This is a genomic window from Nocardia sp. NPDC019395 (assembly GCF_040632335.1).
Classification (GTDB): Bacteria; Actinomycetota; Actinomycetes; order Mycobacteriales; family Mycobacteriaceae; genus Nocardia.
Genome location: NZ_JBEYBT010000009.1, coordinates 173,122 through 196,148, shown reverse-complemented (window position 1 = coordinate 196,148; position 23,027 = coordinate 173,122). Strand labels below are relative to the sequence as shown.

At 67.7% G+C, this 23,027-nt stretch carries 22 protein-coding genes and 1 tRNA gene; 9 read left to right on the top strand and 14 right to left on the bottom strand.

The features are described 5' to 3' along the window. Positions 1–271 precede the first annotated feature (271 nt). The 4 genes from ABZ827_RS20990 to ABZ827_RS20975 all read left to right on the top strand — a co-directional run bounded on the left by ABZ827_RS20990 (position 272) and on the right by ABZ827_RS20975 (position 2,074). The gene (locus ABZ827_RS20990; RefSeq protein ID WP_357238926.1) at positions 272–868 is read left to right on the top strand and encodes a 50S ribosomal protein L25/general stress protein Ctc; all 597 of its coding nucleotides are present in this window, start codon (positions 272–274) and stop codon (positions 866–868) included. Positions 869–887: 19 nt separating this feature from the next. Further along, positions 888–1,463, top strand: a complete 576-nt coding sequence (pth, locus tag ABZ827_RS20985) for an aminoacyl-tRNA hydrolase (protein ID WP_357238924.1) — start codon at positions 888–890, stop codon at positions 1,461–1,463. Between the two features lie 69 nt (positions 1,464–1,532). Next, positions 1,533–1,757 carry a hypothetical protein gene (locus ABZ827_RS20980; protein ID WP_357238923.1) on the top strand — a complete coding sequence of 75 codons (225 nt, stop codon included), beginning with the start codon at positions 1,533–1,535 and terminating at the stop codon, positions 1,755–1,757. Continuing rightward, complete coding sequence (locus ABZ827_RS20975) at positions 1,754–2,074, top strand: type II toxin-antitoxin system PemK/MazF family toxin (protein ID WP_357238921.1); 321 nt, start codon at positions 1,754–1,756, stop codon at positions 2,072–2,074. Before ABZ827_RS20980 ends, ABZ827_RS20975 begins: the two co-directional genes overlap by 4 nt. 9 nt (positions 2,075–2,083) lie before the next feature. Here the strand turns inward: ABZ827_RS20975 and egtD are convergent, their stop codons facing one another. The 4 genes from egtD to egtA form a co-directional block, all read right to left on the bottom strand. After that, entirely contained in the window at positions 2,084–3,055 is a 972-nt protein-coding gene (egtD, locus tag ABZ827_RS20970; protein WP_357238919.1) for an L-histidine N(alpha)-methyltransferase, read from the bottom strand. After that, positions 3,055–3,882 (bottom strand): ergothioneine biosynthesis protein EgtC, encoded by an 828-nt coding sequence (gene egtC / locus ABZ827_RS20965; RefSeq protein WP_357238917.1) that lies wholly within the window; start codon positions 3,880–3,882, stop codon positions 3,055–3,057. Before egtC ends, egtD begins: the two co-directional genes overlap by 1 nt. Further along, positions 3,882–5,219, bottom strand: a complete 1,338-nt coding sequence (gene egtB, locus ABZ827_RS20960) for an ergothioneine biosynthesis protein EgtB (protein ID WP_357238915.1) — start codon at positions 5,217–5,219, stop codon at positions 3,882–3,884. The genes egtC and egtB overlap by 1 nt, the downstream gene beginning before the upstream one ends. A 117-nt stretch (positions 5,220–5,336) precedes the next feature. Then, positions 5,337–6,674 (bottom strand): ergothioneine biosynthesis glutamate--cysteine ligase EgtA, encoded by a 1,338-nt coding sequence (egtA, locus tag ABZ827_RS20955; RefSeq protein WP_357238914.1) that lies wholly within the window; start codon positions 6,672–6,674, stop codon positions 5,337–5,339. A gap of 201 nt (positions 6,675–6,875) precedes the next feature. Between egtA and ABZ827_RS20950 the strand changes: the two genes are divergently transcribed. After that, the gene (locus ABZ827_RS20950; RefSeq protein ID WP_357238912.1) at positions 6,876–8,048 is read left to right on the top strand and encodes an aminotransferase class V-fold PLP-dependent enzyme; all 1,173 of its coding nucleotides are present in this window, start codon (positions 6,876–6,878) and stop codon (positions 8,046–8,048) included. A gap of 96 nt (positions 8,049–8,144) precedes the next feature. Here ABZ827_RS20950 and ABZ827_RS20945 read toward each other — a convergent pair whose 3' ends face one another. Further along, positions 8,145–9,056, bottom strand: a complete 912-nt coding sequence (locus ABZ827_RS20945) for an NADP-dependent oxidoreductase (protein WP_357238910.1) — start codon at positions 9,054–9,056, stop codon at positions 8,145–8,147. A 114-nt stretch (positions 9,057–9,170) separates the two neighbouring features. Here ABZ827_RS20945 and ABZ827_RS20940 point away from each other — a divergent pair, with 114 nt between their 5' ends. After that, a complete protein-coding gene (locus tag ABZ827_RS20940) occupies positions 9,171–9,620 on the top strand; it encodes a helix-turn-helix domain-containing protein (RefSeq protein WP_357238908.1) in 450 nt (149 codons plus the stop codon). A 20-nt stretch (positions 9,621–9,640) separates the two neighbouring features. On the opposite strand, the gene ABZ827_RS20935 is transcribed toward ABZ827_RS20940, so the two are convergent. The 9 genes from ABZ827_RS20935 to ABZ827_RS20895 all read right to left on the bottom strand — a co-directional run bounded on the left by ABZ827_RS20935 (position 9,641) and on the right by ABZ827_RS20895 (position 17,363). Further along, on the bottom strand, positions 9,641–10,165 hold the full coding sequence (locus ABZ827_RS20935) for a bleomycin resistance protein (RefSeq protein ID WP_357238906.1): 525 nt from the start codon (positions 10,163–10,165) through the stop codon (positions 9,641–9,643). Positions 10,166–10,274: 109 nt separating this feature from the next. Next, positions 10,275–11,036, bottom strand: a complete 762-nt coding sequence (locus ABZ827_RS20930; protein WP_357238904.1) for a thioredoxin domain-containing protein — start codon at positions 11,034–11,036, stop codon at positions 10,275–10,277. A 106-nt stretch (positions 11,037–11,142) separates the two neighbouring features. Beyond that, the gene (locus ABZ827_RS20925; RefSeq protein WP_357238902.1) at positions 11,143–12,060 is read right to left on the bottom strand and encodes a ribonuclease Z; all 918 of its coding nucleotides are present in this window, start codon (positions 12,058–12,060) and stop codon (positions 11,143–11,145) included. 106 nt (positions 12,061–12,166) lie between these two features. Further along, on the bottom strand, positions 12,167–13,348 hold the full coding sequence (locus ABZ827_RS20920) for a hypothetical protein (RefSeq protein WP_357238901.1): 1,182 nt from the start codon (positions 13,346–13,348) through the stop codon (positions 12,167–12,169). Between the two features lie 63 nt (positions 13,349–13,411). Then, positions 13,412–13,660 (bottom strand): hypothetical protein, encoded by a 249-nt coding sequence (locus ABZ827_RS20915; RefSeq protein WP_357238899.1) that lies wholly within the window; start codon positions 13,658–13,660, stop codon positions 13,412–13,414. Positions 13,661–13,803: 143 nt separating this feature from the next. Beyond that, positions 13,804–14,784: a ribose-phosphate diphosphokinase gene (locus ABZ827_RS20910; protein ID WP_357238897.1), complete on the bottom strand. Its 981-nt coding sequence runs from the start codon at positions 14,782–14,784 to the stop codon at positions 13,804–13,806. Further along, a complete protein-coding gene (glmU, locus tag ABZ827_RS20905; protein ID WP_357238895.1) occupies positions 14,784–16,271 on the bottom strand; it encodes a bifunctional UDP-N-acetylglucosamine diphosphorylase/glucosamine-1-phosphate N-acetyltransferase GlmU in 1,488 nt (495 codons plus the stop codon). Before glmU ends, ABZ827_RS20910 begins: the two co-directional genes overlap by 1 nt. A gap of 247 nt (positions 16,272–16,518) precedes the next feature. Further along, positions 16,519–17,088: a hypothetical protein gene (locus tag ABZ827_RS20900; RefSeq protein ID WP_357238894.1), complete on the bottom strand. Its 570-nt coding sequence runs from the start codon at positions 17,086–17,088 to the stop codon at positions 16,519–16,521. Between the two features lie 204 nt (positions 17,089–17,292). After that, positions 17,293–17,363 (bottom strand) — tRNA-Gln (locus tag ABZ827_RS20895). 360 nt (positions 17,364–17,723) lie between these two features. Between ABZ827_RS20895 and ABZ827_RS20890 the strand changes: the two genes are divergently transcribed. From ABZ827_RS20890 to mfd, 3 genes are all read left to right on the top strand, one after another. Beyond that, entirely contained in the window at positions 17,724–18,386 is a 663-nt protein-coding gene (locus ABZ827_RS20890; RefSeq protein WP_357238999.1) for a TetR/AcrR family transcriptional regulator, read from the top strand. Between the two features lie 162 nt (positions 18,387–18,548). Beyond that, positions 18,549–19,196, top strand: a complete 648-nt coding sequence (locus ABZ827_RS20885; RefSeq protein WP_357238892.1) for a TetR/AcrR family transcriptional regulator — start codon at positions 18,549–18,551, stop codon at positions 19,194–19,196. A gap of 56 nt (positions 19,197–19,252) precedes the next feature. Continuing rightward, positions 19,253–22,867 (top strand): transcription-repair coupling factor, encoded by a 3,615-nt coding sequence (gene mfd, locus ABZ827_RS20880; RefSeq protein ID WP_357238890.1) that lies wholly within the window; start codon positions 19,253–19,255, stop codon positions 22,865–22,867. The last annotated feature ends 160 nt before the right edge of the window (positions 22,868–23,027 follow it).

Sequence of the window (23,027 nt, the reverse complement as noted above, 5' to 3'; positions counted from 1 at the left end):
GGGCGGGTGGCAACCTGTCCAGAGTACGTGACAGTTCTGACCAGCCGACTACGTGCCGCTTACCACCCGATTCCGGACTTTTGCGGCCGCTGAGTTACAGTATTCAGGTTGTCTCGGCGAGGGTTCGCAGATTTTGCGGCACCGTGATCGACGCGGCGCGGCTTCCGGCCGCCTCCGATCGGTCTTCGCCTGACGAGCAGACCACCGACCAGGGGCGCGATTTCCCTGGCACCGCCCACCAGCCCGGTAGAGCCGTAGGAGTTATCCAGTCATGTCCGACGTCAACCTTCTCGAAGCGAAGATCCGCACCGAGTTCGGCAAGGGTGCCGCGCGCCGTACCCGCCGCGCGGGCAACGTTCCGGCGGTCCTGTACGGGCATCAGTCCGATCCGCAGCATCTGTCGCTGGACGCCCTGTCCTTCGCCGCGATCCTGCGCCAGCACGGCACCAACGCCGTGCTGAACCTGAACATCGAGGGCAAGAAGCAGCTCGCGCTGACCAAATCGGTCGTGGTGCATCCCATCCACCGCTACATCGAGCACGCCGATCTGCTGATCGTGGCGCGCGGTGAAGAGGTCGGCGCCGATGTGCCGATCACGCTGGTCGGTGAGGCCGGCCCCGGCACCCTGGTCACCCAGGAGGCCACCACCATCGCCGTTTCGGCGGACGCGCTGAACATTCCCGAGTCCATCGAGGTCTCGATCGCGAACGCCGAGGTCGGTACCCAGATCACCGCCGGCTCCGTGACCCTGCCCAAGGGTGTCAGCCTGTCCGGTGATCCCGAGCTGCTGCTGGTCAACATCGTCGAGGCCCGCGCCACCACCGAGCCGGAGGCCGAGGGCGAGGCCGAGGGCGAGACCGCCGAATAAGAACGGGTCACCGCAGCCGATGGCCGATACCGCGCCGGCGCTCGTCGTCGGCCTGGGCAATCCGGGTCCCGATTATGAACGTACCCGGCACAATGTGGGCTTCCTGGTCGCCGATTCGCTCGCGCAGCGGATCGGCGGCCGTTTCACTGTCCACAAGAAGTCGGGTACCGATCTGCTGCAGGCCCGGCTCGACGGCCGGCAGGTACTGATCGCGAAACCGCGGTCGTATATGAATCTGTCCGGGCGGCCGGTATCCGCGCTGGCCCGGTTCTTCTCGGTCCCGCCGACCGAGGTCATCGTGGTCCACGATGAGCTGGATCTCCCCTTCGGGGCGATCCGGTTGAAACGCGGCGGCGGCGAGGGCGGGCACAACGGTCTGCGCTCCATATCCGGTGCCCTGACCACGAAGGACTACCTGCGCACCCGGATCGGCATCGGACGCCCACCCGGACGCCAGGACCCGGCCGATTATGTGCTCAAACCGTTCGCGTCGGCCGAGCGCAAGGAACTCCCGGTCGTGGTCGAGCAGGCGGCCGACGCGGTGGAACTGCTGCTGCGCGTGGGTTTGGAAACGGCGCAGAATCAGCTGCATTGATATCGAGGTGCGAGAAACCGGCGAGGTCCGCTCGATATCCTGTGACACAATTTGTGTTACATTTGATTTATGGGAACGCTCAACGTACGGACTGACGAGGCGATGGAAACCGCGTTGGCCGAACTGACCTCTGGTACCAACCGAACCCGGTCGGAAGCGGTTCGTTACGCGCTCTTGCACACCTATAAGGAACTCGTCCTGCAACAGGCGTCCGCCGACGCGGAACGTCTCGCCGAGGACCCGGACGATCAGGCCGAGATGCTGGCGATCCAGCGCTTCATGGGCGTGGCGTGATCTTCCGGGGGGCGATTTACGAAATCAAGGCCATACCCGGCGCCCGGGGGCACGAACAGCAGGGGCGCCGGTGCGCCGTCATCATCCAGTCGGACCGATTCCCTTCCAGCACAGTTGTCGTCGCTCTGACGTCGACCAGCGCCGGCCCCGCCATCTACCGGCCCGAAATCGAACTGGCCGGCACTCGAACCCGCATACTCGCTGACCAGATCTACACCGTCGCGCCGGAACGGCTGGGAGATTTCAAAGGCAGCCTCAGCGGTAGAGAACTGGCCGCATTGGACCGTGCCCTGATGCTGAAGCTAGGCCTCTTCTGACGTTTGCGGTCAGACGCGGGCGGCGAGGACCAGGGCGAAGCGGTTGTCCGGATCGGTCCAGGTGTGTTCCAGTACGAAGCCCGCGGCACGGAGTTCGGCGTCCAGGCCGGTCGGGCGGAATTTCGCGGAGATCTCGGTACGCAGTTGTTCGCCGCGGGTGAAGTGCACCGTCAAGCCGAGATCGGCGAGGGTGACGTCCATCTCCGCGGTGGCTTCCAGTCGCATTTCGATCCATTCGTTGGCCGCGTCCCAGTGCGCGATATGGCGGAATGCCTCGGGTTCGAAGTCGGCGCCGAGCCGGGAATTGAGGACGTGCAGGACATTCCGGTTGAATTCGGCGGTGACGCCGGCGGCGTCGTCGTAGGCGGGGATCAGGATCGCCGGGTCGACCACCAGGCCCGCGCCCAGCAGCAACTGTTCACCGGGTTCGAGGACATCGTGGATACCGCCGAGGAATTCGGCGCGTTCGCCGGGGGTCATATTGCCGAGTGTGCCGCCGAGGAAGGCGATCATCCGGCGGCCGCCGCGCGGCAGGGTCGCGAGGGTGTCGGTGAAATCGCTGACCACCCCGTGTACGGCCAGGCCGGGGAAATCGATCGCCACCTCAGCTGCCGACGCGTGTAGTGCCGAGGCGGAAACATCCTGCGGTACATAGGTTTTCAACGGCCCCTCGGCGGTGAGGGCGGTGAGCAGAATGCGGGTCTTCGCGGCCGACCCCGACCCCAGTTCGACCAGCACCTCCGCCTGCGCGGTGCGGGCGATCGCTCCCGCGACCTTTTCCAGCAGCGCCCGTTCCGTGCGGGTGGGGTAGTACTCCGGCAGCGCGGTGATCTGCTCGAACAGTTCGCTGCCGCGCGCATCGTAGAACCATTTGGGGGGCAGCCATTTCGGGCTGTCGGTGAGCCCCTGCCGGGCGTCGGCGCGAAGTGCCGCGGTGAGATCGGCATCGGTGAGATGGACTTCCACGGTCGGTTCGTTCATCAGGGCACCTTTACGGTCGCGGGGGCTTCGGCGAGTTCCAGGGGTTCGACGCTCAACCAGCCGGGTTCGGCACGGACGAGACTGCGGTCGGGCAGCGACTGCCACCGGGGGTCGTCGTCGTACGGTTCGGACGACAGGATCGCGAACTCGTCGGTGACGAGCGCGGACAGGGAGTGATAGCAGGTGGTGGCCCATAGGGCGGTGCCATCGCCGATCAGCAGGTTCACCCGGGCGTCGGGGGCGTGGTTCAGCACCGTGGTGACGAGCAGACGCAGTGCGGTACCCGGGTTTTCGGCGAGGCCCGCCGGGGTGTCGGGGTCGAGCAGGCGGCGCAGCAGGACCCATAGGGCGGCCGAATCCGTCGGTGCCTCCGCTTCGAGTAGATGGCTGGTTTCGTAACGGCGGGTCATACCGGCGCGGGTCGCGGCGACATCGAGATCGGACAGTACGGCGGTGAGCACCGTCCGCCACTGCGGTATCACCCCGTTATGGCTGAACGCCCAGCGATCCCACAGGAACGGCGCACAGGACGACCGCTGGACCGGCATCCCGACGGTGGCCGACCGGACCACCCCGAGGACAGCGTGGGAGGTGAGTTGCGGCAGCACCTCCTCTACCGCTGGATCCGTCCAGATCGGGTCCGGATTGCGGTAGCGGGTGACCGGCCCCGGCCCCCACCAGGCGACCCCGAATCCGTCGGCGTTGATGGTTCCGCCGCCCCGCATCTCCCGCGGCGCCCAGGATTGGGTGCGCAGCGAATGCGGACCGCGCAGCAGTATTTCGCCCACAGACACCGGTGGGCCCACGTAACCCAGATGGCGGCACATCACGTCTCCCGTGGGTCGAGGGTGCGGGCCAGCCGGAACCCGGAGAAGATCTGCCGGCGGATCGGATGGTCCCAATTGCGGAAGGTGCCCCGGCACGCGACGGGGTCGGTACCGAACGACCCGCCCCGCAGCATCCGGTAGTCGCCGCCGAAGAAGACCTCCGAATATTCGCGGTAGGGGAACGCGCGGAAACCGGGGTAGGGATGGAAACCCGAGGACGTCCACTCCCACACATCGCCCATGAGCTGGTGCACCCCGGCCGGTGAGGCTCCCGCCGGGTAGGCGCCGATATCGGCCGGTTCCAGATGCCGCTGGCCGAGATTGGCGGTGGCCGGGCCGGGGTCGGCATCGCCCCACGGGTACGCCCGGGTGCGGCCGGTGGCGGGGTCGTAGCGCGCGGCTTTCTCCCATTCCGCCTCGGTGGGCAGGCGTTTGCCCGCCCAGTTGGCGTACGCCTGCGCTTCGTACCAGCACACATGCACCACCGGCTGCTGCGGTCGCAGGGGCCGGCGCACGCCGAACACCCGACGCCACCACTGGCCGCCGGAATCCTGTTCCCAGAACTGCGGTGCGGTGAGCCCCGCCTCCTGCCGATGCGACCAACCGCGTTCGGACCACAACTCGGGCCGGTCGTAACCGCCGTCGGCGAGGAATTCGAGATACTGCGCGTTGCTGACCGGGGCGGCGTCGATGGCGTATGCCGGCAGGTGCACCCGGTGCGCCGGGCGTTCGTTGTCCAGCGCCCAAGGGTCGGTGGAGGTGCCCATGGTGAATTCGCCCGCCGGTATCACCACCTCGCCGCGCACCGCGGCCGTGGCCGCCGGTGGGGCGGGCGCGGACAGTGCCGGGCGTCCGGACCGCAACTGATGGGTTGCCAGCATCGTTTCGCCGTGCTGCTGTTCGTGCTGGGCGATCATGCCGAAAGCGAAACCGCCGTCGACGAGTTCGCCGCCCCGTAACGGACTGCGATCGAGCACATCCCACACCTTGTCCCGGACGGTGGCCACGTAGCCGCGGGCCTCTCCCGGGTCGAGTAGCGGCAGCTGCGGACGATCGGGCCGGGGGTGCTTGAACGCGTCGTAGAGCTCGTCGATATCGGCGCGCACCGGATCCCGGCCGCCGACATCACGCACCAGCCACAGCTCCTCCTGGTTTCCGATATGGGCCAGATCCCAGACCAGCGGGCTCATCAGCCGGGAATGCTGGGCCACGAGTTCGGCCTCGTCCACGCAGTCGGTGAGCGCGGTGGTGCGTTGCCGGGCCCGGCGCAGCGTGGTCGCGATCTGCTCGCGGAGCCGCTCGGTACCGGATCGGTCGGTGTGGTGCTGGACGGTCACGAGATTGCTCCGCTCGACGGCATGAACAAGGTGGGCGGCCGGGGAACGGCCGGACGGCGGGCGATAGCGCCCAGCGGGATCGGCGGTGATCCGGGCGGGCGGTACACGCGGGACGGATCACCGTGCGGATTCATGACGGTCCTCGGCGCGGGGCGGTTCGCCCGCCGCGCAACGGCGCACGGCGGCGTGCAGCTCCGGCCCGGGTGCCTCACTGTGCGCCACGGCAGCTTCCAGCACGGCCACGGCCGCGGCTCGCAACTGCGGGTCGGCGAGGCCGTGGCGGGCGGCGTCGCGCCACCGGTCCGCCGTATTCGCGGTGGCCGCGGTCGCGTCGGCGACAGCTGCCGGCGTGGACAGCAGAGTGTGGATCACCGCGATCGGTAGTTTCCAGCCCTCACCCGGCTGGGCGTCGAGATAGCGGATCTCGAAGTATCCCGCCGGCCGTACGGGCGGGAACAGCGTGGTCAGGTGATATCGGAGGTCACCGATATCGGGCCGGCGGCCGATTTCGGTATCCAGACCACCCGATAACCAATCGCTGAACGTGGCGCCGGGCGGAGCCTGCCACGCCACCGATCGGCCGGGAGGAACGGATTCGGGCCGCCGTACACACAGCAGCGGCGCCTCGAGAGCCCAGCGGGCGTAGCCGGTGACGGGGTCGGACCAGTCGGCGACAGGTGGGCAGGCGCGCGCCGGGTCCAGATGCAACCAGGTGCGCATGCGTTGCGAGGCCCAATCACCTGCCGGGGCGCCACGCAGGACCGGTGAGCACGCGAACGCGGCGATCAGTGCCGGACCGAGAGCGTGCAGTGCTGTCCAGCGTGCGGTGAGCTCGGCCGTATCGGCACCGATATCGACGCTGATCTGGGTGGCCGCGGTATTGCTCATCATGAGCCGGCCGAACGGCCCGATCCGGCCGAAATAATCCTCCATCGCCTGGTAGCGCGGCAATCGCAGCTGACATCGGGGCGCGCGGGCCGGATCAGCGGCGGCGGAGATCATCCGGATGGACTGGGTATCGAGGAGGTCGCGCAGACTCCGGTAGTCCGTACTCAGCCGGGCGCACAGGTCGGCGGCGTCGGTGACGGCGGCGCTGGAGAGTTCGATCTGCCCGCCGGGTTCGACGGTGACCCGGCTGCCGCCGGACAGCGGCTCGGCGGGGGAATCGGGGGCGATCGAGCGGGGTGCGTGCGGGCCGAGGGCCTGCGCGAGTAGAGCTGCAGTGGGACGGCGGCCGGTGAACGAGGCGTGCTCCGCCGGATTCCGGCCTTTCCGCGGTACCGAAGTACCCGGACGGTACACGGTGAACCATTCCAATTCGGCGCCGATGAGTGCCGGCGGCCCGAGTTTGAAGCAGACGCCGCCGAGATAGGCTTCGGCCGCCGCGCGGCTGGTCAGTGCCGGGTGTGGGGTCGAGTCGCTGGTCGATTCCGGATGTTCGAGGGTGACCGCCATACCAACCTCCATGCGGCTACTCACTGGTTCGTTCTCACGTACTCGGTCGCCGGTGCAGTCCGGGCTCGTATTCCGTTGTCGAATCCGGTCCAAGCGTTACAGCGGCCACCGGTGCGGCCGCGCGTGAAATCCAGAGTAGCGACGGGGGCAGACACGTTTTGGGCGCGAACGTGTCACGGATCCGGCACTAGGGTCGGAGGAATGGTGGATGAGCAGCGCGTACGTGCCGATACGCCGGGCGTCGGAACCGGCGCCGTTTTTCTGGACAGTGCGGGGTCGTCGCTCCCGCCGCGGGTCGTGACCGAAACTGTTATCGGTCATCTGCGCCGGGAGGCCGAGATCGGCGGGTACCGGGCCGCGAACGAACGGCTCGACGATCTGGCCGGGGTCAAGGAGGCGATCGCGACCCTGCTGAACACGACTCCGGACACCATCGCGCTCAGCGACAGCGCCACCCGTTCCTGGTCCGATTTCTTCTACGCGGTGCCGTTGCGTCCCGGCGACCGGATCCTGATCTCGGGCGCTGACTACGCGAGTAACGCCATCGCGGCGCTCCAACGGGCCCGAGCCACTGGAGCCCGGGTGGAGCAGATCCCCGACGACGACACCGGTCGCCTGGACCTCGAGGCCCTCGCCGCGATGATGGACGATCGGGTGCGGCTGGTATCGCTGCTGCACGTGCCCACCAACGGGGGCTTGGTGAACCCGGTGGCCGAAGCCGCGCGGATCGCCCGGGCCGCCGGAGCGCTGGTCGTACTGGACGCCTGCCAGTCGGCCGGGCAACTCCCGCTGGACGTCGCCGAACTCGGTGTGGACGCGTTGTCGGCCACCGGACGCAAATGGTTGCGCGGACCTCGCGGCACCGGGTTCCTGTACCTGCGGCCGGAGCTGGCGGCATCGATGGAACCCGCCCGCCTCGATCTGCACAGCGCCGCGTGGACGGGCCCGGACGAGTACCGGATGGCTTCGGACGCTTCCCGTTTCGAATTCTGGGAACACGATGTGGCAGCCCGGCTCGGGCTCGGTGCGGCCGTGCGCTATCTTCTCGATCTCGGACCCGATCAGGTCTATGCCGCGATCGCCGAGCGCGCCGATCATCTGCGGGGCGCGCTCGGCGAATTGCCGGGAGTCGCGGTGCGGGATCGCGGTATCGAGCACAGTGGAATCGTGTCCTTCACGGCCGCGGGCGCGACCCCGGTCGAGGTCCGGGACCGGTTGCGGGACAAGGACATCACGGTCACTGTCAGCCATGCGAGTTCGACACTTCTCGATATGTCGGCCCGCGGCCTCGACTCGGTTGTTCGGGCCTCCCCCCACTGCTTCGTCGGCCGCACGGAACTGGACCGCTTCGTCGCCGCCGTCGCAGCGCTGTAGCGACGCCGGCGCGCCCGACTGGTCACTGCGGTCGATCACACCCGTCCGCTACCGGGCGGGTGTAATTCTCCGATCGCCTCGCCGGAAGCCCGCGTATCAGGGTTGGAGGACGTACCTGCCGCGGACGCCGCCGCGCGCGACCGCCCGGTGCGCCGCGGCGACCTGGTCCAGCGGGACGAGCGCGTGGACACGCGCCGGGAGTCGGCCGGTCGCGGTGTCTTCGAGTATCTCGGCCAGCCGTGCGCTGTCGGGCCGGACCGAAACCGAATATGTGGTGGTGCCACGCTCGGCGGGCGGTTCCGCTCCCGGCCGGACGCCCACGAACACACCGCCGTCGCGGACCAGTGCGAGGCCCTTCTCCTGGAAGGCGGCGGTATCGGCCACCGCGTCCCAGCCCGGAGTCGCCGCGGCGGTGAAATCGGCGCCCAGGGTCCGCACGAATTCCTCGTCGGCGGGCCGGGCCAGTCCGGTGACCCGCCAGCCGCGGTCCTGGGCGAATGTGAGGACATATCCGCCGACCGCACCGGCGGCCCCGGTCACCAGCAGGCTGCGGCCTGCGCCGTCGCCCAGCAGGTCGACTATTTGCGCCGCCGTGAGACTGTTGAGCGGGACGGTAGCGGCCGTCGCCAGGTCGAGGCCTTCGGGGACCACGGCAATATCGGTGGCCGAGATAACCAATTTTTCGGCGTAGGTGCCGAAATCGCGATCGAATCCCTCGACGATCCCCGCCACCCGGGTACCGACCGGGATATCCATCACGTCCGGGCCGGCGGCGTCGACGATGCCCGCGAAATCCATGCCGAGGCCGGTGTGGTGAGGCTGATCTATGATCCCGATTCCGTGGAAGAAGCCGTCGGTAACGGCCAGGTCGGCGGGGTTGACGGTGGCTCCGGCGATATCCACCCGGACCTGTCCCGGACCGGGCTCGACGACGGGGACTTCGATGATCTCGATGGAATCGGGCCCGTTCGGGGTGCGGACGACGGCGGTGCGGAAAGTTGCGGACATCGGTGCCTCCTCTGGAGTTCTCGCTGCTGTTACTCCACAATGAATGGGTAACTCTCTATCAGGAAGTAGGCACTTGAAAGTGCGTAACCCACCGGCAGGTAGGAAGGAGTGGTCATGCCGACGATGACCGCGGCACAGCAGCGAACCCAGCAGAAGATCGATTACGACGCGTTCTTCGCGGGCTGCCCCAGCCGGCAACTCCTCGACCGGATCTCCGGCAAATGGGTGGCCCTGGTACTGGCAGCCCTGGGCAGCGACGGTCCGAACCCCGGTGGGGACTGCGGCGGGGAGCCACGTCCGATGCGCTACTCCGAACTATCGCGCCGACTGGCCGGGGTCAGCCAGAAAATGCTCACCCAGACCCTGCGCTCTCTCGAACGCGACGGCTTGGTGACCCGCACGGTGACGCCCACCGTGCCGGTCACCGTCACCTACCAGCTGACCGACCTGGGCCTCTCACTCCACCAGGTCATGCGTGGCATCAAATGGTGGGCCGAAGCTCATATGGACGAGGTACTCGCCCACCGGGACAGATTCGACAGCGAATCGACCGGCCCGGTGTAGCCCGGGGCGGCTCGGACTCGCTACCGCGGCGGCCGCAGCTCTCGCATAGCCCGGCATATGGTCGCGTGGATCATCGACTCCTCGCTCGCCGAATCGGGGTCCCAGACCGGTTCGGGCGCGCCTTCGATCGCGGGCCCGAACAGCCACCACACATTGCTCCACGGATCGATGAACCGCGCGAGGGTCGAACCGCCGTAGAACGGGGTGGTCTCGGTGATGATGTCGGCCCCGTGTGCCGCCGCCCGCCGCAGCACCTCGTCACAATCGGTGACATTGACCTGCAGCAGTGCCGGTGTGAAAGCCCAATCGGGCTTGGAGTCCACCACCATCAGGCACGAATCGCCGATCCGCACCTCGGAATGGATCAGCAGGCCGTCGGTATCGTCCGCGTGCGCCTCCGGAGTCTCGCGCCCGTCGAAGACTCGACCGAGGAATTCGATGAACGCCCGAGCGCCGCCCGGCCCCTTGACCGCGGCGAACGCGTTGAGGCTGCCGTATCCGTTGCCGAGTTCGGCGCCGGGCCGGATAAGAGATGAGGATGTCATGCGGCGAGCATGGCATCGCTTCCGGCCGGTTCTTGTCCGCTACATCGAAGCGACCGCGTGGCGGCGGGATGTCTGCCTGGTGCCGTTCGGATCCGAATCGGTGGTCGGCTCAGCGGGCGGCGGATATCACCGGGGCGAGGCCGTTTTCGCCCAGGATCGTGGCGGCGTCGGAGATTTCCTCGTCGTTGACGTAGACGGTGGGGGTTCCGTTCACGCCGGAGTCGAGTACCTCATCGGTTTTCGTGCCCAGGTAGGTGTCGTAGTGGCGGTCGGTAATGCATTGGGCCACAGCCGGTTCGGTATAGCCGGCGGATTCGGCGATATCGATCAGTTCACTGTCGGGCAGGCCGTCGCCGCCCTCCGCGGGTTGCCGGGCGAACATTTCGGACAGCCAGGGCTGATAGTTGTCCACACCGGAGTCCGCGACGCAGAACGACGCGTTCCCGGCTCGGGACGAGTACTCGGTTGTGCTGGCGCGGTCCAGGAAAGAGATAACGCTGTATTCGACCGCGGCGGTGCCGTCGCGGACCGCGCCTTCCAGTACCGCGCCGTTGGCCTCCTCGAACGCCTTGCAGACCGGACACTGCAGGTCCATGACGACCCGGACGGTCACCTTCGCGTCCGGCTCGCCGATCCGGACCGCACCATCGGCCAGGACGTTCGCGGGTGCCGAGCCGCCGGTGGCCGCCATTGCCGTCCCCGCGATCTCCTTCGTCATCGCAGTGCGAGTCAGCAGCCCGACACCGATCGCGGCGGCGACCACCAGCAGCACCACGAAGGGAGCCAGTACGACGAGAAGTTTGCGGTTCGGCCCCGGGGTCTGCGGCGGCGGGTACCCGCCCGGATAGGTGCTCAATTCATACGCTTCCACTCGCCGGACATTGCGTCGTCAGCCTAATGGGCCGCACCCTGCCTTGGTGCGTGGCTCCGCTCGCCACATCGGCGGGTCGACGAGCCGGCATGCCGGGCCGTCTGGGTCAACGGCGGGGCGGCAGGGGGATTCGGGCCAGGTCGGATGCGATCACCACCTCCCCGTCGAACTCCCGGTGTGCCTCGGCGAGGTGAGTGTCGAGTACGCGGTAGCGCTGCGAGAAATGCGTCAGGACAAGGGTTCGCGCTCCGGCCTCGGCGGCGATGCGGGCGGCCTGGCCGGCGGTGAGATGACCGTGTTCTTCGGCGAGGGCGGCGTCGGCGTCGGTGAAGGTGGCCTCGATGACCAGCATGTCCACTCCGGCCGCGAGTTCGTGGGCGCCGGCGCAGACGCGGGTATCCATGACGAAGGCGAAGCTCTGCCCGCGCCGGACCGTGCTCACTTCTTCGAGTCGTACCGTGCGGCCCCGCCAGGTGATTTCGCCTTCGCGTTGCAGGCGGCCGACGAGTGGTCCGGACAGGCCCAGTTCGGTGAGCCGGTCCGGCAGTATCGCGCGATAGTCGGGTTCGGTGAGCCGGTAGCCGAAAGCCTCCACGGGATGGTCGAGCCGAGCCGTTGCGAGCCGGAAGGGTGCGCCGGGAGCCTGGAGAGGGCCCGGTTCCGAGATCGGGTGCGTGCGGAGTTCGACCGTTCGGTGGTAGGCGGTGGCGTCACACAGGTTGTCGAAATACCGCTGACCCGACGACGGATAGTAGGCGTCGATCGGGTGCGGCACGCGGTCCAGGTTGATCCGTTGCACGACCCCGGCCAGCCCGAGACTGTGGTCGCCGTGGAAATGGGTTACCGCGATCCGGCTCAGATCGGTCGCGGAGATCCCGGCATGGATCATCTGCCGCTGAGTGCCTTCGCCGGGGTCGAACAGGATCGCCTCGCCGCCCCAGCGCAGGACGTACCCGTTGTGGTTGCGGTGGGCGGTCGGTACCTGACTCGCGGTGCCGAGCACCACGAGTTCTCGCTGCGACATCTATCCGCCCCGCTGCCCAGCGACCGCCGGCCCTGGTCGGCACTTGTCCTCGATCGGCATGGTGCGAAGAATATCTGTTCCGGGCGGCCACCTCGGATGAGCGAAGTCACGGTGCGGATTCGTTGGGCACCATATCCATTCCGGAGAGGGTCAACGCCAGGATCACTCCGACAACGAGGCATACGGCGGCCGCGATCGCGGCCCATTTCCCGAGTGTTTCGCCGCGGATATGCCCGACCACGCCGAGAATGATGCCCGCCGCACCGAAGACGATCGGGCAGAACAGCAGGGATACCGCCGCGCAGACGAAGCCGATGATGGAAAGGACCTGCGGTCCGGAGCGTTGCGGTTGCTGGGTGGCGCCGTAGGGCTGGTATTGCTGCTGCTGTGGATAGGCCGGATAGCCGCCCGGTGGTTGCTGTCCGCCGCCCCAGCCCGGTTGCCCGGCCGGGGTGCCGCCCCAGCCCGGTTGCCCACCCTGTGCGCCCCAGCTGGGTTGCGCACCGGGTGCGCCGCCCCAGCCGGGCTGATCGCCCGGCGCGCCCGGTTGCCCGCCGTACCCGCCGGGCGGGGGATAAGGCGTGCCACCCTGCGGATAGCCGGGTTGCTGCCCGGGCGATTGCGGCTGCCACGCCTGCCCCGGCGACTGCTCTTCGGGACGGGCCGACCACGCCTGGGGCGGTACTTCGCCGACCGGATAGTCACCCGATTGCTGTTCCGGTGAACCGGGCTGCCATCCGTGGGCGTAGGCCGCGCTCCCTTTGTCCAGCCGTGGTGTTCCGGTACCGGAATCGCCGGGTGCTCCCTGCTGCTCCTGCTGTTTCGGCATCAGGTGGGTGGGGTGGTCGTCCGCCGGGGGGCCCGCCTGCCCCGGTTGAGCGCTCTCGGATGTGCCCCCGGTGTCCCCGGAACGGCTCGAACCTGAATCGCGTTGCAGCAGTTTCGGGAGATATTCGGTGGGAGGGTCGTCGGAACCGGCCGGTTTTCCGCTGTCGGGCGGTCGCTGCGATCCGGTATGTCCCGGTTCTTCGCGCCCGGTGTGCGGTGGCGGCTGCGGGGCGCCCGCCGCGGGACCGGATTCCTCCGGAGGCTGCGGTACGTGGCGGGGAGTCTGGGTTTCATCCGGCGGCTGCGGGGCGCCGGGGGCGACGACCGGTTCATCCGGCGATCGCCCACCGGTTGCTGGTTCGTGGGGCCCGGGCCCGCTGTCGCCGGTGTTGTCGTCCTCCGGCGATTCGCCGTGACGTGGCGTCTCGCGGGGGTTTCGCGGGTCCTGCGGTGTGCTCATCACGTCTCCTCGTTCGGATCGTCGAGGGCTCGTAGTCGGTACCGCGGTGGGGCGAGCGTGCTGTCAGCTGTCGGGTTCGTTCTCGATATGTATGGCGGCGGATTCGGCCGGACGGTTGTCCTCCTCGGCCCGGTCGCGGCGGTCCGGGTCCTGCTCCAGCGACTCCTTTATCCCGAGACGGCCGTCGTCATCGCCTTCCCGGTTACGGATCCGCAGGTCGGCCGGCGGGTCCTCGATATAGCGTTCGTAGGCGCGCACCTCGTCCTCTTGGTCGTCGTCGCCCATATCGGGCTCTCGTGGTTCGCGATCCATACCACCCAGTATGCGCCGCCGCGCGGTTCCGTCGAGAGACCGCGACCAGCGATGGCGAGCCATCCGGTCGTCACGAGGCGAGCCATCCGGGAAATGCGGCGGCCCCCGGACCAGAAGGTCCGGGGGCCGCCGCGTGCGGTAGATCAGGCGTTGCCGTTGAACAGTCCGGTCACCGATCCGTTCTCGAATACCTCGCGGATCGTCCGGGCCAGCAGCGGTGCGATGGAAAGCACCGTGAGCTGCGGGAACTTCTTGTCTTCGGTGATCGGCAGCGTATTGGTCACCACAACCTCCCGGGCACCGCAGGAGGCCAGGCGCTCGGCCGCCGGGGCGCTGAGCACGCCGTGGGTGGCCGCGATCACCACATCGCCGGCACCGGCCTCGCGCAGGACGTTCACCGCGCCGGCGATGGTGCCGCCGGTGTCGATCATATCGTCGATGAGGATGCAGGTGCGGCCCTCGACGGTGCCCACCACCCGGTTCGACTTCACCTGGTTGGGGACCAGCGGGTCACGAGTTTTGTGGATGAAGGCCAGCGGTGCGCCGTCCAGCGAATCCGCCCACTTCTCCGCCACCCGGACGCGACCGGAATCGGGGGAGACCACGGTGATGTTGTCGAGGCTGTAGTTGGTGCGGACATACTCGGCGAGCTGCAGCTGCGCGTGCATATGGTCGACCGGGCCGTCGAAGAAACCCTGGATCTGATCGGTGTGCAGGTCGACCGTCACGATCCGGTCGGCGCCGGCGGTCTTGAGCAGATCGGCGACCAGCCGGGCGGAGATCGGCTCGCGACCGCGGTGCTTCTTGTCCTGGCGGGCATAGGGGTAGAACGGCAGAATCGCGGTGATCCGCTTGGCCGAACCGCGCTTGAGCGCGTCGATCATGATGAGCTGTTCCATCAGCCACTGGTTCAGCGGCCCCGGAAAGCTCTGCAGAACGAAGGCGTCGGAACCGCGTACCGATTCCTCGAACCGGACGAAGATCTCCCCGTTCGCGAAATCACGCGCGGTCTGCGGGGTGACGTGGACATCTAGTTCCTTGGCCACCTGCTCGGCCAGTTCTGGGTGCGACCGTCCGGCGAAGAGCATCAGGTTCTTCTGGTTGTCGATCCATGACGCGGTCACTACTGGTTGCCATCCTTAAGCTCTGTTGCCCGATCCGGTGTTTCATCGGCCGCGAGTGCCTTCGCCGCCGCATTCGCTGCAGCGGTACCTGGACGTTTCCGCTGCACCCAGTTATCGATATTTCGCTGCGTACCCCCGGACACGGCCAGCGCGCCCGGCGGGACGTCTTCCCGCAGCACAGTACCCGCTCCGGTATAGGCGCCGTCACCCACGGTCACCGGCGCGATGAACATCGTATCGCTGCCGGTGCGCACATGTGACCCCACGACCGTGCGATGCTTGCTCACCCCGTCGTAGTTCACGAACACGCTGGATGCTCCGATGTTGCTGTGCTCGCCGATGGTCGCGTCGCCGACATAGGTGAGGTGCGGGACCTTGGTGTGCCGGCCGATCTCGACGTTCTTGGTCTCGACGAATGCCCCGATCTTGCCCGATTCGCCCAGTACCGTGCCCGGACGCAGATAACTGAACGGCCCGACTGTCGCATATGCGCCGACCTCCGCGCCTTCGCCGTGGGTGCGGATCACCCGGGCGCCGTCGCCGACGATCGAATTGGTGAGGGTGGTGTCCGGCCCGATCTCCGCGTCCGCACCGACGACCGTGGTGCCCAGTAACTGGACCCCCGGACGGACCACGGTGTCGCGGCCGATCTCGACATTGGTGTCGATCCAGGTGGTGGCCGGATCGACGATCGTCACCCCGGCCCGCATATGCCGTTCCAGGATGTAGCGGTTGAGAGTGCGCGCGGCCATCGACAGCTGCACCCGGTCGTTGACGCCGGTGACCTTGGCCGAATCGACCAGCCGCGCCCCCTGCACCGGGTGCCCGGCCTCGCGGGCGAGTCTCAGCACATCCGTCAGGTACAGCTCGTGCTGGGCGTTGGCGGTGGACAGCCGGCCGAGCATGGTGCGCAGCACCGCGACGTCGAAGGCGTACACACCGGAGTTCACCTCGGTGAGCGCGGCCTGCTCGGGGGTCGCGTCGGCGTGCTCGACGATTTCGGCGACCTCGCCGTCGGCGTCGCGCACGATTCGCCCGTAGCCGTTCGGATCGTCCGGGACGAAGGTGAGCACGGTGACGGCGGGTCGTTCCGGATAGCTGCGGTGCTCGTCCAGCAGCGCCGCGAGGGTGTGGCCGTCCAGCAGCGGGACATCTCCGGAGGTGACGATGACGTCACCGGTGAACTCGGCGGGTAGCCCGGTCAGGCCCACCTGCACCGCGTGCCCGGTACCGAGCTGTCGGTCCTGGACGACCGGGACGATGGTGCGGCCCAGTTCGAGCGCCACGGCCGCGGCCTCGGCACCCACCTGTTCCCGGTCGTGCCCGACGACGGTCACCAGATGGTGTGGGTCGATGGCGTGCGCGGCATACAGCGCGTGTGCCAGCATGCTGCGCCCGGCCAGCGGATGCAGCACCTTGGGCTTCTTCGACCGCATTCTCGTACCGGCACCTGCGGCTAGCACGATAACGGCGGTCTGCTCCTGCATGAATCTCCCTCGGGCCGACGATGGTCATCGTGCACGCGAGCCGCTCCGCCGCCGGGACCCGAACCTGCCCAGGTCGGATCGGGACCGAGCGATGGGATTTCCCGGGCATACGAAGAGGCCGCCATGGGTAGGGGTTACCCAATTCGATGACGGCCCCTTGTCGCGCTACACGGGGGATGAGCGTATCAGCCTCGCGGGGGCCGGGCCCGATGATGACGACGGCGCAGGATCCGGGCGCCCGCGTCCGTCACGACAGTGAAAATTCCGGCGGCAGGCTGGAGTACTGAATATTCGAACTGGTGATGCCCACGAGGGTTGCGGTGCCGTCGCCGTTCGGCCGATACACCGGTCCGCCGGAGTCGCCGATCCGAATGCCCGTGTAACCGTCACAGCGCGTCCCACTTCTCTGCCCCCACCTGCACAGGTCCCCCTCGGGCGCACCGACGGCCGTCAGTCGCTCACCGCTCGGGAGGTTGTTATGGGTCGGGGTGCCGGGAAGTAAGGGGATCATGGCCCAGTCCTCGTCGGGTAGGCGGATCACCCCGAACAGTCCGAGCGTGCAGTGCCCGGCGGTGAGTGCGACCGGCCGCCCGTCCGCGTATCCCGTCGCCGTGATCGAACACAGACCGAGTGACGTGCCCGGTCCCACGGCGAACTCTGCCGATAGCGAGCCGGACCCCGACGAGCCGGACCCGTCGCCGGACCCCGACGAACCGGACCCCTCGCCGGACTGTGCCGCTGCCTGTCCGGCGGAGAGGACCGCGGCGGCGAGGGCGGCAGTGGCGATCAGGGGAAGTGCCTTCAGTGTCCTGGACATGGCATTCCTCGGCGGGAGATGTCGAGCTGCGGCGGGCCTTGACAGTCTGCACCGACGGTATAGAGGTCGAGGTGGACCGACACGCACCTTCGGCCCAGCGAGGGGCACCCGACCCGCGACGCCGCCGACTTGCTGTTGTGAGTGACGGGATCCGGGCGCACCCGCCGTGTCGAGTAGTTGTAATCCCAGGTCAGGGATTTATTGCTCCGCCGCCAGGACTCGAACCTGAACTATCTGAACCAAAATCAGAGGTGCTGCCATTACACTACGGCGGACTGTCACACCGGTGGGTTGTCGGTCGACCCGCCACTGTGCCCAGGCACGGCAACGATAATCGCATGCGCCCCCGGTATTCGTCGAACCGTGGGCCCCGCGACACGGCAGATGAGTCTCCGTCTCGTCGTACCCGTGCCCACGGATCTTCGGTGTGCCCGGGTGAACACGGTAACGGCGGGTCTGGGACAGTTGATCTCGATGGTTTTGGTCGCTGGTCCGGATCCAGCTGTCCGGCGGCGGCCTCCGGTAACCAGGGAGGCGGGAACGTGTCGTCGGGAGAGCCGCGAGCGGTCGAGGATTCACCGGCCGGTGCGGCGGCGAAAGAGCCGGCCGAGCAGGTACCACCGGTTCGGCAGCGGATGACCGGTACCCAACGGCGGCAGCAATTGATCGAGATCGGGCGGGCGCTGTTCGCCGAACGCGGTTACGACGCCACGTCCATCGAGGAGATCGCCCAGCGGGCTCAGGTCTCCAAGCCCGTCGTCTACGAGCATTTCGGCGGTAAAGAGGGCCTGTACGCCGTGGTGGTCGACCGGGAGATGTCGATGTTGCTCGATATGATCACCTCCTCGCTCACGAACAACCGGTCCCGGGTCCGGCTGGAACAGGTGGCGCTGGCGCTGCTCACCTATATCGAGCAGCGCACCGACGGCTTCCGCATCCTGGTGCGCGATCAGCCGGTCTCCTCGACCGACGGCCGGTACTCGAGCCTGCTCAACGAAGCGGTCAACCAGGTGGCGCATCTGCTGGGCGGTGATTTCGAGCGCCGCGGTTTCGATATCAGCCTGGCCGGCCTGTACGCGCAGGCACTGGTCGGAATGGTGGCCACGACCGCGACCTGGTGGCTGGACGTGCGTAGTCCCTCCAAAGAGGTTGTGGCCGCCCACCTGGTCAATCTGTGCTGGAACGGGCTCAGTCACCTCGAGGCCGACCCGCAACTCAGCTCGGAATGGCCCGCCGTTCCCGGGGCCCTGCTGGCGAACTCGCCCGGCGGGCAGCAGAGTTCGGATAACCGCGAATGAACTGCCCGCGAACTCCGGTGGGCCGGCGAATCGAGAACCGTAGCCGGGGCGGATGGTACGGTTCACCCATCCTTTGGGTGCTGTTCGGGCGGTAAGTCGGTCTACTTCGACAATGTCGGTCTACTTCAGGATGGCTGGTTATTGGGATGACAGGCGGAGCTGATGGCTAGGCAAGCGCGCGCGGAGATCACCCGCGATTCCGTCCTGGCGGGCGCTGCCGATGTCTTTCTGCGCTTGGGCTACGCCAATGCGAGCCTCAGCGAGATCATCGCGCAGTCCAATGTGACCAAGGGCGCCTTGTACTTTCACTTCGGGTCCAAGGAAGAACTGGCCCGCGCGGTGGTCGATCAGGGGCAGGAACGGCTGGTCGCGTCCTGTAAGGGGTTCTTCGACTCCCGGGTGCCGGCGCTGGAGGCGGCGATCGGTATCACCTATGTGGTCGCGGATCTGTCGATGAACGATCCGATGGTCGGCGCGATGCTCAAACTGACGCATCAGATCGGCGACTACCGCGGCGCCAACGGCGACAATATCGCCAAAACCTGGGGCGAGACGTACAAGCTGCTGGCCGAGCGCGCGATCACCCAGGGCGATCTACTGCCCGATCTCGACCCCGAGACGATCGGCCTGCTGCTGTACGGGCTCACCACCGGTATGCATATCGTCGCGGTCGGCACGGATTCCATGGATCAGATGGCGTCGCGAATGGAACGGGCATGGTACTTCCTGCTCCCCTCCATCGTCCCCGATGACAAGGTGTCGTATTTCCGCGAGTTCGCGTCCCGCCGACTGCGCCGATACGTTCCCTGATTCGGAAAACGCAACCCCGAGACCTCGCGCACCTGGGCGCGCCATAAACTCGGTCCATGTCTGCCCCACGTCCACCACTGGCAGGACTGGCTGCGGCGGCCGGTGCGGATACCGCACTGCGGACCGTCTCCGGAATGCTCGGGAAATCGTCGGTCGAGTTGGTGGCGCCGGCGGCGGCGCGTTCGTTCGTCGCCGCGACCGTGGCCGCCGACCGGCCCGTTGTCGTGGTGACCGCGACCGGCCGGGAAGCCGATGATCTGACCCTCGAGCTCACCGAGATGCTGGGCCCGGCGGTCGCGCAGTTCCCCTCCTGGGAGACCCTGCCGCACGAGCGGCTGTCGCCGGGCGCCGATACCGTCGGGCGCAGGCTCGAGGTGCTGCGCCGGCTGGCGCATCCCGATGATCCGGTATTCGCCGAACCGCTGCGTGTCGTGGTGACCACGGTGCGTTCGCTGATGCAGCCCATGGCGGCCGGTTTGGGGGATATCGAACCGATCGTGCTGCGTATCGGCGGCGAAGCCGATTTCGACGAATTGGTTTCGCGGCTGGTCGAATTCGCTTACACCCGGGTGGATATGGTCGGTAAGCGCGGGGAGTTCGCGGTACGCGGCGGCATCCTCGATCTGTTCCCGCCCACCGCGGACCATCCGGTGCGCGTGGAGTTCTGGGGTGACGAGATCACCGAACTCCGGTCGTTCTCGGTGGCCGATCAGCGGTCCCTCGGGGAAACCTCGCTCACCACTGTGGTGGCGGCGCCGTGCCGGGAACTGTTGCTCACCGGAGCGGTGCGGGAGCGTGCCGCGGCGGTGGCGGCGGCCAATTCCGCGGATGCCGCGCTGGTGGAGATGCTGGAGAAACTGGCCGAGGGGATCGCCGTCGAGGGGATGGAGGCGCTGCTGCCGGTGCTGCAACCGGGGCAGCTGCAATTGCTCACCGAGCAGTTGCCCGCTGACACCCATCTGCTGGTGTGTGATCCGGAGAAGGTCCGCACCCGCGCCGCCGACCTCGTGCGTACCGGTGAGGAGTTCCTGGAGGCGTCGTGGACCGCGGCCTCGTTCGGGAGTGACGCCCCGCTGGGCGCGCACGGCCTGGATCTGGCGGCGTCGGCGTATCGCCCGTTGACCGAGATCCGCGACAGCGCCGAGCAGCGGGAACTGTCCTGGTGGACGTTGAGCCCGTTGGCGTCGGGTGATCCGGCCGAGGTGGAGCTGCCGGTGCAGGCCGGACCCACGGCGCGCGGGTCCGATGAACTGGTCGCGACGATTTTCGCCTCGCTGCGGGCCCATGTCATGACGGGTGGGCGCGCGGTCGTCGTGCTGGCCGGGCACGGGACGGCGCAGCGCACCCTGGAGCGCCTCGGGGAGGCCGAGGTACCGGCCGCGCAACTGCCGGCCGGCGAGGAACCGGCGCCGGGTGTGGTGGGTGTGCTGTGCGGTTCACTGCACGACGGGGTGATCTTCGGCGACGCCGGCCTCGTGGTGGTCGCCGAATCCGATCTCACCGGTAACCGGGTGACCGCGCCGGGCGACGGGAAGCGCCTGCCCGCCAAACGCCGCAATCAGGTGGATCCGCTGGCGTTGAACGCCGGCGATATGGTCGTGCACGATCAGCACGGTATCGGCCGGTTCGTGGAGATGATCGAACGTACGGTCGGCGGTGCCCGGCGCGAATATCTGGTGATCGAATACGCGCCGAGTAAACGCGGCCAGCCCGGCGACCGCCTGTTCGTGCCGATGGAATCGCTGGACCAGCTGTCCAGGTATGTGGGCGGGGAGCTGCCCAGCCTGTCGAAGCTGGGCGGTGCCGACTGGGCGAATACGAAACGTAAGGCGCGCAAGGCGGTCCGGGAGATCGCGGGTGAACTGGTACAGCTCTACGCCGCTCGGCAGGCCGCGCCCGGACATGCCTTCGGCCCGGATACCCCGTGGCAGCGGGAGATGGAGGACGCGTTCGTCTTCACCGAGACCGTCGATCAGCTCACCGCCATCTCCGATGTGAAAGCGGATATGGAGAAAGCGGTGCCGATGGACCGGGTGGTCTGCGGTGATGTCGGGTACGGCAAAACCGAGATCGCGGTGCGGGCGGCGTTCAAGGCGGTGCAGGACGGTAAACAGGTCGTGGTCCTGGTGCCGACCACGCTGCTCGCGCAGCAGCATCTGCAGACCTTCACCGAAAGGCTCGCGGGCTTCCCGGTCAGCGTGAAGGGTTTGTCCCGGTTCACCGACCCCGCGGAGTCGCGTGAGGTGATGACCGGCATGGCCGAGGGCGAGGTCGATATCGTCGTCGGCACCCACCGGTTGTTGCAGACCGGGGTCCGCTGGAAGAACCTCGGTCTGGTGATCGTGGACGAGGAACAGCGCTTCGGGGTGGAGCACAAGGAGCACATCAAGGCGCTGCGCACCCATGTGGACGTGCTGACCATGTCGGCCACCCCGATTCCGCGCACCCTGGAGATGAGCCTGGCGGGTATCCGGGAGATGTCGACCATCCTCACCCCGCCGGAGGAGCGCCATCCCGTACTGACCTACGTCGGCGGCTACAACGATAAGCAGGTCACCGCGGCGATCCGGCGCGAACTGCTGCGGGACGGCCAGGTGTTCTACGTGCACAACCGGGTGTCGTCGATCGAGAAGGCGGCCCGCCGGATCCGGGAACTGGTACCCGAGGCGCGCGTGGTGGTGGCTCACGGGCAGATGAACGAGGACACGCTGGAACGTACCGTGCAGGGGTTCTGGCAGCGCGAATACGACGTGCTGGTGTGCACCACGATCATCGAGACCGGGCTCGACATCTCCAATGCCAACACACTGATCGTGGAACGGGCCGACGCACTCGGACTTTCGCAGCTGCATCAGTTACGCGGCCGGGTCGGTCGCAGCCGGGAACGCGGTTATGCCTATTTCCTGTACCCGGCGGAGAAACCGCTCACCGAAACCGCCTACGACCGGCTCGCGACCATCGCGCAGAATTCCGATCTCGGCGCCGGTATGGCAGTGGCCATGAAGGACCTCGAAATCCGCGGCGCCGGCAATGTTCTCGGTGCCGAACAGTCCGGGCATGTGGCCGGTGTCGGTTTCGATCTGTATGTACGGCTGGTCGGGGAGGCGGTCGAGGCCTACCGGGCGGCCGCCGACGGGAAGCCGATCACCACCGAAGAGACCAAAGAGGTCCGGATCGATCTGCCGGTGGACGCGCATATCCCGCCCGACTACATTGCCAGCGACCGCCTGCGCCTGGAGGCCTACCGCAAACTGGCGGCCGCCCACGATGATCCGGCGCTGGCCGCGGTCGTCGAGGAACTCGTCGACCGATACGGCCCACTCCCGGTGGAGGTGGGCCGGCTCGTCTCGGTGGCCAAGCTCCGGCTGCTCGCCCGCGAATACGAGGTCAGCGAGATCGCGGTGACCGGAACCACGGTCAAGATCTCGCCGCTGTCGCTGCCCGATTCGAAACAGATGCGGCTCAAGCGGATATATCCGAGCGCGGCCTACCGTGCCGCGAGCGGGACCGTGCAACTGCCGTTGCCGCGGGTACAGGACAGTGTGGGAGCCGACCGGCTCCGCGATGTCGCACTACTGCAGTATCTCGCGGATCTGCTGCTGGCTCTGGACGGTAAAGCAGCCGGCGCGGTGGACCTCACCGTCGCGACCGAGGTGTCACCGGCGCGATGACCCCCGACCCCGGTTCCGGCCGCGATCCCCAGCCCGGGCAATCCACTGCCGCGCCGTCGCGGCGGGAACAGTCCGCCGCCGCATCGCACCCGCCCGGGCAATCCGTGGTACCCGATGCGCATTCGGCGCGTCCGGCACCAGGCGTTCTCGAAGCCGAAAC

Excerpts from the sequence above, each read along its gene's own strand:
- mfd (WP_357238890.1), top strand. The coding sequence starts at position 19,253 with ATGTCTGCCCCACGTCCACCACTGGCAGGACTGGCTGCGGCGGCCGGT.
- ABZ827_RS20990 (WP_357238926.1), top strand. The coding sequence starts at position 272 with ATGTCCGACGTCAACCTTCTCGAAGCGAAGATCCGCACCGAGTTCGGC.
- ABZ827_RS20885 (WP_357238892.1), top strand. The coding sequence starts at position 18,549 with ATGGCTAGGCAAGCGCGCGCGGAGATCACCCGCGATTCCGTCCTGGCG.
- ABZ827_RS20925 (WP_357238902.1), bottom strand. The coding sequence starts at position 12,060 with ATGTCGCAGCGAGAACTCGTGGTGCTCGGCACCGCGAGTCAGGTACCG.
- egtC (WP_357238917.1), bottom strand. The coding sequence starts at position 3,882 with ATGTGCCGCCATCTGGGTTACGTGGGCCCACCGGTGTCTGTGGGCGAA.
- ABZ827_RS20980 (WP_357238923.1), top strand. The coding sequence starts at position 1,533 with ATGGGAACGCTCAACGTACGGACTGACGAGGCGATGGAAACCGCGTTG.
- ABZ827_RS20890 (WP_357238999.1), top strand. The coding sequence starts at position 17,724 with ATGACCGGTACCCAACGGCGGCAGCAATTGATCGAGATCGGGCGGGCG.
- egtD (WP_357238919.1), bottom strand. The coding sequence starts at position 3,055 with ATGAACGAACCGACCGTGGAAGTCCATCTCACCGATGCCGATCTCACC.
- glmU (WP_357238895.1), bottom strand. The coding sequence starts at position 16,271 with ATGCAGGAGCAGACCGCCGTTATCGTGCTAGCCGCAGGTGCCGGTACG.
- ABZ827_RS20935 (WP_357238906.1), bottom strand. The coding sequence starts at position 10,165 with ATGACATCCTCATCTCTTATCCGGCCCGGCGCCGAACTCGGCAACGGA.
- egtA (WP_357238914.1), bottom strand. The coding sequence starts at position 6,674 with ATGGCGGTCACCCTCGAACATCCGGAATCGACCAGCGACTCGACCCCA.
- ABZ827_RS20950 (WP_357238912.1), top strand. The coding sequence starts at position 6,876 with ATGGTGGATGAGCAGCGCGTACGTGCCGATACGCCGGGCGTCGGAACC.
- ABZ827_RS20940 (WP_357238908.1), top strand. The coding sequence starts at position 9,171 with ATGCCGACGATGACCGCGGCACAGCAGCGAACCCAGCAGAAGATCGAT.
- ABZ827_RS20915 (WP_357238899.1), bottom strand. The coding sequence starts at position 13,660 with ATGGATCGCGAACCACGAGAGCCCGATATGGGCGACGACGACCAAGAG.
- ABZ827_RS20920 (WP_357238901.1), bottom strand. The coding sequence starts at position 13,348 with ATGAGCACACCGCAGGACCCGCGAAACCCCCGCGAGACGCCACGTCAC.
- ABZ827_RS20900 (WP_357238894.1), bottom strand. The coding sequence starts at position 17,088 with ATGTCCAGGACACTGAAGGCACTTCCCCTGATCGCCACTGCCGCCCTC.
- pth (WP_357238924.1), top strand. The coding sequence starts at position 888 with ATGGCCGATACCGCGCCGGCGCTCGTCGTCGGCCTGGGCAATCCGGGT.
- ABZ827_RS20945 (WP_357238910.1), bottom strand. The coding sequence starts at position 9,056 with ATGTCCGCAACTTTCCGCACCGCCGTCGTCCGCACCCCGAACGGGCCC.